Here is a 10,413-nt window from a genome sequence, read left to right as displayed (position 1 = left end):
GTTTTACCGGTGCCGTAAAAAGGACTAGTAGCAACTAGTCCTTTTTTCATTTCCATGACTCATCAATTTCACGGATGGGTCACCGGTGTGTCACATATGACATCTATATTACGCGCTTTGTCCTGGAGCGCGGTTCGATGTTGAGAAAGTGTGGTTTTCTGCTGTTGCTGTTCATGCTGCCTGGCTTGGCGCATGCCGCCTGGAATGATGCATGGGACAGCCGCGCCAGGGTGACGGTCAATGCAGCAGGCATACTGGCTGCAGAATCCCAGGTGCCTGTGGTGCTGCGCTTGCATTCGGGCAATTTCGATTTCTCCTCCGCCAGCCTCGATGGCTCCGATCTGCGCGTGATTGCGGCGGACGACAAGACCGAGCTCAAGTTCCATATCGAGAAATTCGATTCGATCAACGAATTGGCCGTAGTCTGGGTGCTGTTGCCCAAGGTGGACCCGGCTGACAAGAATGCCCATTTCTGGCTTTACTCCGGTAACGAGTCTGCCACTTCCACTGCGGACAGCCAGGGCAGTTTTGATGATGCGACTGCGGCGGTATTCCATTTTTCTGAAAAAGCATTGTTGCAGGACAGCAAGCGCGGCCTGGCGGCAGGTGGCAATGCCACGGTGCAGAGGGCTGCGCTGATCGGGGAGGCTGCCGTGCTGTCTGGCGAGCCTTTGTCGTTGGCGGCTGATGCTGCCCTGGCGCTCGGCGATGTGCGCGGTTTCACTTTCAGTGCCTGGATCAAGCCTGCGGCGCTGGATGGCAATGCCGTTCTGTATCAGCAGGGCAGTGTGGTGCTGGAAATTGCGGACGGCAAGCTGCAGTTCAGGAGCGGCAGCGCCAATATTGCCGGTGGCGAGGTCAAGCCTGGAACATGGCAGCATGTGGTGGTGTCCTCCGGTGCGGGCAAGGCGACGCTTTACCTGGATGGCGTGGAAACCGCGAGCGGCGAGGTCAGCCTGGCCGAGGTGCAGGATGCCGTGCAGGTGGGCGCTGGCTACCGGGGCGAGCTGGATGAGCTGGAGCTGGCCAGTACTGCGCGAAGCGCCGCCTGGGTCAAGATTGCTGCCAATGGCCAGAGTATGGATGGCCAGCTGATTACTACTGTGCATGCCGCCGATGATGATGGCGAGGAAGAAGGCAGCAGCTCGCACTTCATGGTGTTGTTCAATAGCCTCACAGTAGATGCCTGGGTGGTCATCATTATCCTGGCCGTCATGTTTGCGATCAGTGTGGTGGTGATGGCGGCGAAAGCCAGGCAGGTGAGCCGTGCTGACAAGGCCAACCGTGAATTTCTGCGGGACTTCAATGAAGCAGGCAATGCCGAATTGTTGCAGCTTGACCAGAGTGCCGATACCGCAAACTCTACCTTGGCGCGTCTTTACACGGCGGGCCTGCGGGAAATCCGCAAGCGCTATGCGGAAGACGGTTCATTGTCGCTGAGTGGCGCTTCCATGGATGCGATCAAGGCGGCGATCGATGCCGACCTGATTCGCGAGAACAAAAGCCTCAATGCCAATATCGTGCTGCTGACGATTGCGATTTCCGGCGGCCCGTTCCTCGGCCTGCTGGGGACGGTGATCGGGGTGATGATCACCTTTGCCGAAATTGCGGCAGCCGGTGACGTGAACGTCAACGCGATTGCCCCGGGTATTGCCGCTGCGCTGATGGCGACCGTTGCCGGTCTTGCCGTCGCGATTCCCGCCCTGTTTGGCTACAACTATCTTTCCAGCCGCATCAAGAACATCAACACCGACATGCAGATATTCGTGGATGAATATGTCACCCGCGTGGCTGAGCTCTACGGCAAGTAAGCGGAGCGACCATGGCGGACATCAAGGAAGACAACCAGCCGTATGACGAGATCAACATCACGCCGATGCTCGACCTCGCCTACGTGCTGCTGGTGATCTTCATCATCATGACCACCGCTTCCGTGCAGGGCGTGAAGGTGGATATTCCGTTGACAAGCGCCACCGGCAATCTCGCCAAGCCGGATATCCGCGGCATCACGATTACGCGTGAAGGCGATGTTTACCTGGATGCCTATCCGGTGGATATGGCAATGCTCGAACAGCGCCTGGGCGAATACAAGGCCAACAATCCTGAATTGCCCGTGGTGCTGAAGGGCGATGCCGCCGCGCATTACGAGAAAGTGTCTGCAGTGCTGGAAATATGCAAGAAGCTGGGCATTGCCGAGGTAGGCCTGGTGACCAAGAGAGCCGAGGGATAAGCGATGCAGGTTCAAGACGACAGTAAACCCTATGACTCGATCAACATCACGCCGATGCTGGATTTGGCCTATGTGCTGCTGGTGATTTTCATCCTGATGACCACGGCATCGGTGCAGGGGCTGACCATGAATTTGCCCAAGCCTTCCAACAAGCCCAGCACCGAGCAGCATGAGGTCAAGATCGTGCAGGTGCAGGAGGGCGGCAGCATGCTCATGAATGGCATGGGGGTCAGCATTGCCGAACTGGAAAGCCAGCTCAATGCAGCCAAGGCCAGGGATCCGAAATTTTCCGTGATGATCAAGGGCGATGCGCGCGCGCCTTATGCCGGGATTATTGCCGTGGTGGACCTGGTGACCCGGCTGGAGATTGAGAATGTCGGCCTGGTGACATCGAGGATAGGTACCTGATGGCTGTGGAAGCAAGGAAGCAAGCACAGTCTGCTCCCATATTGAAACGGCTGGGATTGATCGGATTGGTGGTTTTGTTGCTGGCCGTGCTGGGCTATGGCGTTTATAGCCTGGTTTCAAGCAAGCCTGGCCCGAAAAAGCCGCCGGTGACCACGATCAAGATCATGCCGGATACGCCGCCGCCACCGCCGCCACCCAAGGAGCCGCCGAAAGAGCAGCCCAAGGAAGAACCGAAGGAGATCAAGGTGGAGCAGCCCAAGCCGGTGGAGGCGCCGCCTGAGCCGCAGAATCTCAAGATGGAAGGCGATGCTGGCGATGCGCCTAGCGCGTTTGGCGCAGGCAAGGTCACCAGTGATTACAGCGGCGGCGATGTGGGCGTGAAGATAGGTGGTAGCAAAGGTCTGTCCGCTTACGCCTGGTATACCGGCAAGATCAAAGCCAGCATCGAGGCGGCCATTGCCGAGCAAAAGGAACTGGCGCGCGAGCAATACCGGATTGTGGTGCAACTGTGGCTGGCCAAGGATGGGCAGGTGGAAAAGATCGAGTTGGTCAATGGCAGTGGCGATCAGAAGAAAGATGAATTGCTGCGGCAGGCATTGAATTCGATCAAGCGCATGCCGGAAGCGCCGCCGGAAGATATGCCGCAGCCGGTGAAATTGAGAGTGACCGCCAAGCCCATGGGTTGAAGCGCGGATTGAATATGACAAGCCTGTGATAGGCGATGTGAAGGCAGATAAAGAATGATGAAACAACCAGGGATAATCAGACCAGCATTGCTGGCCTTAGCGATGGCGGCGGTATTTGCATCGCCTGCTGTGGCAGGCGAGCGCGAATCGCTGGAGCAATTGCGCAGCACCACGGTGGGGTTGATTGAAGCATTGGTGCAGGAAGGCATCTTGTCCAAGGAAAAGGCGGATGCGCTGATCCGCAAGGCGGAAGAGGCCAGGCAAACTGCTGAAACACCGAGTGAGCCTGCTGGTGCAGTTACTGGCGTTGCCGAGTCTCCTGCCGGTAAGAGCAATGTGGTGCGCGTGCAATATGTACCTGAATTTGTCAAACAGCAGCTGCGCAATGATATTCAAAAAGAAGTCATGGCCAAGCTTAACTACCACGTGGAAGAAGAGCGCCTGGCCTTGCCTGGCTGGCTGGACCGCATTTCGTTTGAGGGGGATGTGCGCTTGCGGTATGAGCCGGACAGATTTTCCTCACGCAATGCAGAGGCTTATGTGCACGGCCTTTACGAATCACAGCAGGCCATGATCCCGAATACCACGCAAGACCAAGACCGATATCGCGTGCGTGCGCGTTTTGGCATCAATGCCAAGCTGAGCGACACCTTCACTGCGGGTATCCGCATGACGAGTGGACATATGGATAATCCACTGTCGCCTAATCAGTCCATCGATATTCGCGCTGCCAAGCTCGATTGGGGGCTTGACCGCGTATTTATTACCTATAAGCCTTATCAATGGATGAGCGTAACTGCAGGCCGTTTTGCCAACCCGTTCTTTTCCACGGATATGGTCTGGGATAGGTCATTGGCAATGGATGGTATTGCTGCCTCTTTCACGCCTAAGCTGAGTGATAGTGTCGCGGGATTTGGCACACTGGGTGCTTTCCCTATAGACCAGGTGCAGAAGGGCACACTGAACAAGGCCAAGGATAAATGGTTTATCGGTGGCCAGGCAGGATTCGAATGGATAAGTCCCAACAAATCATCCATCAAAGCAGGTATCGCTTATTACGATTTCAAGAACGTGGAAGGTATCCCCAATAACCAGGATGGAAGCGATACCCGTTATAACGGCACAGTGATGCCTTATCGCCAGAAAGGCAACAGCACTTTTGACATCAATATGAATGGCAGCACAGTGGGAAGCTGTGGAATTCTGTCGACTAGCACTACTAGTACTATTCGCTACGACGGTAGCGGTTGTGGACTGGCTTCTAAGTTCCGACTTGTGAATCTGACGGGCCAGATTGACCTCGCCACATTTGACCCGGTGCATGTGATCCTGCAAGGGGACTATGTGCGCAATATTGGTTTTGATGCCAGGGAAATCCTGCGCCGGACTAATGGGACATTCGAGAAGCAGAATGAGGGTTATCAGATCAAGCTGACTGTTGGTACCCCACTTATTACGCAACGCCACGATTGGCAGGTATTTGGTGTATACAAAAAGCTCGAGGCCGATGCCGTCGTGGATGCCTTTACCGATTCCGACTTTCATTTGGGTGGCACCAACGCCAAGGGCTTTATTCTCGGTGGCAGTTACGGCCTGGACAAGAATACTTTCCTGTCGGCCCGCTGGCTAAGTACCAAGGAGATTAGCGGCCTGCCATTGGCGATCGATGTATTCCTGTTTGACCTGACGACCATGTTCTGATCATGAATAAATTGACGATATCCGGTTGGAAAAATTTGATCGTTACTGTATTGGCTTTTGCAGTAGCGGTGCCGGCATTTGCTGCCGACAAGGACAAAGCAGCCAAGCAGCAAGAGCGCCGCATGCGCCAGATGATGCAGCAGGTGCAGGCGGAAAAGGAGCAACTGCAAACCCAGTTTGAGCAGGAAAAGACCCAACTCAAGCAGGAGGCCGAAGTTGAGCAGGCCAAAAGCGATGAGTTGAAAAACAGTGTGGCCAATGCCAACCGCAGGAATGCTGCCTTGAATGCCGAGTTGGAAGCCTTGCGCAAGGAAAAGACAGCTTTGCAAACTGCAGGACAGGCATTGCAAGCCAAGCTTGAGGAAACGCAGCAACAGCTTGCCAATGCAGAAGAAACCATACTCAAGGGCGAAGCTGAACGTAGTGAAATGCAGGCGGTGATTGTCAGGAAGCAGCAGCAATTGAATGCTAGCAATGAGAAAAACGCTAAACTGTACAATTTTGGCCTGCAACTGATCAAGATATACGAGCGCCCTAGTTTGTATCGCCAAGTCATGCGTGACGAGCCATTTACGCAATTGAAGCGCGTGGAGCTTGAGAATATTTTGCAGGAGTACAAGGACAAGATAGATGAGATGCGTGTCGGGACCGGCGATATAAGGCCCTGATATTGTTGTGTTATGGCAAGCATTGGCCCCGGCAATTGTCCGGGGCATTTTTTTGCCCGCTCCAACCGGACTATTTCTTCACCTAAAGATTGTCATATTAACCTCCTAGAATGATTCGCATCAGGTGCCTTGCTGGCGTTCCTTGATCAGTCAAATCTATAGGGCGATATAATGAAGAAGAAAAGCGTGATGACTGCCATGGTTGCCATGGCGTTATTGCCAGTATGTGTGAATGCTGCCAATTCGCTGAATATGTCAGATAGTTCCCGAGTTGAAGATTTGGCAAACGATATCAACTCCTCTTCTGTGCATCATTTTCCTGATGCGTCGACTGTCAGCCATGCTGATAGTGCCAATCTATCTGTTGAAAATGCAGGTGTTGCCATCACCTCATCTGTAACTGCTGTGCCGGAACCTGCTACCTATGCATTGCTGGTGACGGGTATGGTATTGATGGGTTTTATAGGGCTCCGCCGCCGCCAGGACAAGTTCAAATTGTAATCATCATCAGTATAGATTAGTCCTAACGGACTACTCTAAAAGCACTGCGTTTCAGTGCTTTTGAGGATTGGCTCATTTATAATGGGCACTAGTTTCAAAGTAATAACTAACTATTGTCTTTCATTTCCATTTTTAGGGGATTTTCATGAAGTTCATCAAGACCTTGCTGGCTTCCGTAGCGCTTATAGCTGCGGCTTCCAGTGCAAATGCAGCATCGTACGATTGGGGTGTGTTGAGTGTAGACGACGCTGACTCTTATCAGGTATATACCGTTGCCGCGGGCAATTTCACCGACACCATTACTTTCACAATCAGCGAAGATGTCGTGGCTGATTTCGGCGCTGGTGTATTGAACGTCGTCGTTGGCAAGAAGCAGTTCGAGTTCATCGACAACTTGACAGTCTCTCTTCTCGATATTGAAAGCAATGTGATTGATTCCGGCCTCAATTTCACAGTTCCATTGCTTTCTGCAGGCACTTATGTGTTGCAGATCACTGGTGTCGCATCTGGTATTAATGAGAATGCTGGTCGATATGGCGTAGGCGTTTCTATCGCTGCTGTGCCAGAGCCAAGCAGCGTAGCAATGTTGCTGGTTGGTATTGCCGCTCTGGGTGCTGTCGCACGTCGCCGCAAGAGCCTGTAATTCAGTATTTGATGAATCTGGAAACGGCACCTTCAAGGTGCCGTTTTTTATTTTACATAGCTATTGGTTTTTATAAGCTTATTGCAAAAAACATGCTGGATTAGTCCATTCGGACTCAAGACAAAAAAATTTGGCTGGTTATAATGTAGCTAGCTGTAGAACAAAAATTTCTCTTTTAACCATTAAATAGGGGATTTACCATGAAGTTTATCAAAACTTTTCTGGCTTCCATAGCGTTCATAGCTGTGGCTTCCAGTGCAAATGCTGCTGTTACCGATATTGGTCCTTTGACAGAGTCATATGACAACATTGTGCTTGTTCCGAAAAATACAACATTCGATGATTTTTATACATTCGAATTGACTGCTCCCGCAGCTGATTTTTCGATTGCAAAGATTGTTCTTTCAAGTTTTTATAATTTCTCTAGCCTTGATTTCACTGTTTATTCTGGTGTTTATGGCGGTGCGGCCACAGAGTTGTATACTGTGTCTATTCCTACTTCTGAAGAAGTTGCATTTAGCCTGAACTCTTTGGATGTTGGTAGTTATTATGTCCAAATTTCTGGTGTGACTAGCGGCTCTTCAGGCGGTTCTTATGCATTCTCTATCACTCCAGTACCAGAACCAAGCAGCGTTGCAATGTTGCTGATTGGTTTTGCTGCTCTGGGTGCTGTTGCACGTCGTCGCAAGACTCTGTAATTCCTGATATCAGTTAGTTATTATTTCTGATATTGAAAACGGCGCCGTTGGCGCCGTTTTTCTTTTATAAATCAGTTATATCACTTATATAAGAATAACTATAAGTTCTTTGATGTTTGAGCTGTTCATGTATAATTCTCAATGGGGGGAATATCATCAACATTAATCAGAAAAAGGAGTTTGTATGAATATTCTCAAAAACGTACTGGTTCCTGCAGCGTTCTTAGTTGCAGCTTCTAGCGTATATGCAGCAGATGTAGTAGACCTTGGTGAACTCAATGCTGGTATCAATACTTACACTGGTACTGTAGCCGCTAATACCACTTTCAGCACTGACTATACTTTCAGCCTTGCTGATGTCAGCAGCGGTATTTTCTCTTTGAGCCAACTGCCATTGAGCAACGGTGGTATCAGTGTGCTGGATTTCAGCAGCCTGACTTTCAACCTGTATAGCTCTGCTGATACATGGTTGGCTGGTTCTGTGGCTGGTGGTGAGTTCACCTTCAACAGCCTTGCAGCTGGTGACTATTACATCACTGTGGCTGGTACCAGCAGCGGTGTTGCTGGTGGCATCTACAGCGGCGCGATCAACGTTGCTGCCGTACCAGAGCCAAGCAGCGTTGCAATGCTGATGATTGGTTTTGCTGCTTTGGGTGCAGTTGCACGTCGTCGCAGGAACAAGCTGTAAATCAGTAAGTACTTAAAGTTGTAATGAAAAACGGCGCTCTTTGAGCGCCGTTTTTTTATTTAAGAGCCCCTTAAGAGCATATTTGTAAAAGATATAAATGATCATAACTTACCTTGTCTAGAGGTTATGTCGTGGCAATGTGAGACGGAAACAAGTTCCCTGGCCTGGTTCGCTGCGAACGATCAGTTGGCCTCCGTGCCCTTCTGCGATCCTGCGTGCTACATGCAGGCCAAGGCCGGTGCCATGAACAGTCATGTTTCCTTCGATTCTCATGTATTTCTCAAAAATTCTCTCTTGTAATTCTGGGGCAATGCCAGGGCCGAAATCTTGTATTTCTATATGGCAATAATGTTGACCATGAAATACCCGCATCATGACATCAGTTTCAGCCGGTGAGTATTTCAGGGCGTTATCAAGAAGATTGGAAATGACTAGGGTGATGAGGTATTGATCGCCCAAAACATTGGCTGCTGTAGGACTTAACTCCATGACAATATTTCGATAGCTAAAATCCTGATAATGCTCAACAGTAGTTTGTACCACTTGGCGCAGATCCAGTAACTTTTGGCTGAAACCATGGCTTGCGTTGATGGCATCGAGTCTGTCCATGCTCAGAAAATTATCGATCATCCGGCTCATGCGCTGTGTTGCCCGACGTATCTTGCGTAGTGCAGGAGTGAGCATTGCACTGGTATCCAGGTTGGGTTGAGACTGAAGCAATGACAGACGTTGCGATGTGGTGTCTATGATCGCAAGCGGGGTGCGGAACTCATGGGAGGCCATGGCAAAGAATTCGCGCTGGGCCTGCATGAGCTCTTTTTGTTTCACCAGCGAGTCTTCCAGCATGACGTGCAATGCTTGCCGTTCTGCAATTTCCTGGTTCAGTTGTGTGTTGCTCAACGCGAGTTGATGCGTCCGTTCCCGCACACGTTGATCAAGGATACGCTTGCTTTCCTCAGAGAGCTCCAGTGCCAGTTCTTTGGCTTGCAGTTTTTTTTCGGCTTCCTTCTTGGCGATATCCACTAGTCCGAGCGTGACCAGCGTCAGTGAAACCAGCGGCAGGAAAATTGGCATGTCCATCATGGTGATGGAGGGGCCTATTGGTATGCCGAGGTTATGTAGCAGAATTAACACATATAAGCCAAAACCTAGCCAAAATGCCAAGATATATAAAACTCTGTCGAAGTGCTGGCGATACAAAAGCCAGACGCTGGCATAAAGCAGGATGCTGATGTTGAGCAAAAGTAATAGATTGGTTACGGGACCACTGAACGCGAGCAGGCTGGTACTGATACCGATAAATAGTACAAATTCAAGGCTGACTATTCCTTGAATCAGGCGGAATAATCTGGGGAGATGCTTGTCGAGTTGAAAAAGGGTGGCATAAAAAATGAGCACGGTCGCCATGAGCAAGAAATTTGTCGATTTCTGGATGGCATCGGATGTTAATGGTGCAAGCGGCAAAGAGATTTGCGCGGTGCCAGCAAGATAGGCTTGTGTTATGCAGGCGACACATTGATAAAGTGCATATAAAAGAAATATCTTATTACGTAGCCATATCCATAAAATAGAGGCGAAAAATGCCAGGAACAGGCGCACGCCATAATATGCGCCCGTTAGTGCGTCAGGGCGACTATGATCGCTGATAAAAATGTGTGGTTGCCATAATGTGGCGTGCAAATTGATGACGCTTGTGGATTGGATGCGTACATAATAGGTTTGTGCAGTGCCGCTCAGTTCGGGAGGTAACGGAAATATGAAATTGCGATGCATGATGGGCCGGGCCTGCACAGGCTGGTGATCGCCAAGTTGCATGCTGCTGTAACTGTTGTCGGCTCCGGGGATATACAACACAATATTGTCAAGAATGGCAGGGGAAATTTCCAGCCAATATTTATTGTTGGTTACCGCGGGAAATTCCAGAGTGAATTTGAACCAAATGGTATCTTTGGTGTAACCTGCCACCCAATCAGGTGGTAAGGGAATAAAGGCACCACGCTTGTCTTTGGCAATAATGTCACTAAGGGTATCTTTGCCAGATGCATCACGCAAATATGACACTGCCCCTATCTTTTCCAGCTCAATGCCTTGGTGCATCGGATGTGGTACCTGGACAGCATGCGCGCATAGCGGGCTTAGCAGTACCAGGATGGAAAAGAGGCTTAATAACAGGTTGAACAAGAGATAGAA

General features: G+C 50.6%; 11 protein-coding genes. 10 read left to right on the top strand and 1 reads right to left on the bottom strand.

The genetic code is table 11. The annotated features are described in order from the left end of the window. The first annotated feature begins 137 nt into the window (after positions 1-137). The 10 genes from LG198_RS07710 to LG198_RS07665 all read left to right on the top strand — a co-directional run bounded on the left by LG198_RS07710 (position 138) and on the right by LG198_RS07665 (position 8,223). Positions 138-1,811 carry a DUF2341 domain-containing protein gene (locus tag LG198_RS07710; protein WP_230342593.1) on the top strand — a complete coding sequence of 558 codons (1,674 nt, stop codon included), beginning with the start codon at positions 138-140 and terminating at the stop codon, positions 1,809-1,811. An 11-nt stretch (positions 1,812-1,822) separates the two neighbouring features. Beyond that, positions 1,823-2,230 carry an ExbD/TolR family protein gene (locus tag LG198_RS07705; protein ID WP_230342592.1) on the top strand — a complete coding sequence of 136 codons (408 nt, stop codon included), beginning with the start codon at positions 1,823-1,825 and terminating at the stop codon, positions 2,228-2,230. Between the two features lie 3 nt (positions 2,231-2,233). Beyond that, positions 2,234-2,638 (top strand): ExbD/TolR family protein, encoded by a 405-nt coding sequence (locus LG198_RS07700; protein WP_230342591.1) that lies wholly within the window; start codon positions 2,234-2,236, stop codon positions 2,636-2,638. Next, positions 2,638-3,324, top strand: a complete 687-nt coding sequence (locus tag LG198_RS07695; protein WP_230342590.1) for a TonB family protein — start codon at positions 2,638-2,640, stop codon at positions 3,322-3,324. The genes LG198_RS07700 and LG198_RS07695 overlap by 1 nt, the downstream gene beginning before the upstream one ends. A 102-nt stretch (positions 3,325-3,426) precedes the next feature. Further along, complete coding sequence (locus tag LG198_RS07690; protein ID WP_230342589.1) at positions 3,427-5,025, top strand: putative porin; 1,599 nt, start codon at positions 3,427-3,429, stop codon at positions 5,023-5,025. A 35-nt stretch (positions 5,026-5,060) separates the two neighbouring features. Continuing rightward, complete coding sequence (locus tag LG198_RS07685) at positions 5,061-5,693, top strand: hypothetical protein (protein WP_230342588.1); 633 nt, start codon at positions 5,061-5,063, stop codon at positions 5,691-5,693. Between the two features lie 171 nt (positions 5,694-5,864). Beyond that, positions 5,865-6,194, top strand: coding sequence for a PEP-CTERM sorting domain-containing protein (locus tag LG198_RS07680; protein ID WP_230342587.1), 330 nt, complete (start codon positions 5,865-5,867; stop codon positions 6,192-6,194). A 145-nt stretch (positions 6,195-6,339) separates the two neighbouring features. Further along, the gene (locus LG198_RS07675; protein WP_230342586.1) at positions 6,340-6,837 is read left to right on the top strand and encodes an FxDxF family PEP-CTERM protein; all 498 of its coding nucleotides are present in this window, start codon (positions 6,340-6,342) and stop codon (positions 6,835-6,837) included. A 200-nt stretch (positions 6,838-7,037) separates the two neighbouring features. Further along, positions 7,038-7,535: an FxDxF family PEP-CTERM protein gene (locus LG198_RS07670; protein ID WP_230342585.1), complete on the top strand. Its 498-nt coding sequence runs from the start codon at positions 7,038-7,040 to the stop codon at positions 7,533-7,535. Positions 7,536-7,719: 184 nt separating this feature from the next. Continuing rightward, positions 7,720-8,223, top strand: a complete 504-nt coding sequence (locus tag LG198_RS07665) for an FxDxF family PEP-CTERM protein (protein ID WP_230342584.1) — start codon at positions 7,720-7,722, stop codon at positions 8,221-8,223. A 117-nt stretch (positions 8,224-8,340) separates the two neighbouring features. Here LG198_RS07665 and LG198_RS07660 read toward each other — a convergent pair whose 3' ends face one another. After that, positions 8,341-10,404: a sensor histidine kinase gene (locus tag LG198_RS07660; protein WP_230342583.1), complete on the bottom strand. Its 2,064-nt coding sequence runs from the start codon at positions 10,402-10,404 to the stop codon at positions 8,341-8,343. Positions 10,405-10,413: the final 9 nt, after the last annotated feature.

Source organism: Methylobacillus arboreus (assembly GCF_020532725.1).
GTDB lineage: Bacteria > Pseudomonadota > Gammaproteobacteria > Burkholderiales > Methylophilaceae > Methylobacillus > Methylobacillus arboreus.
Note: the sequence above shows the minus strand (reverse complement) of the source record. Positions and strands in the feature narration are given on the sequence as shown.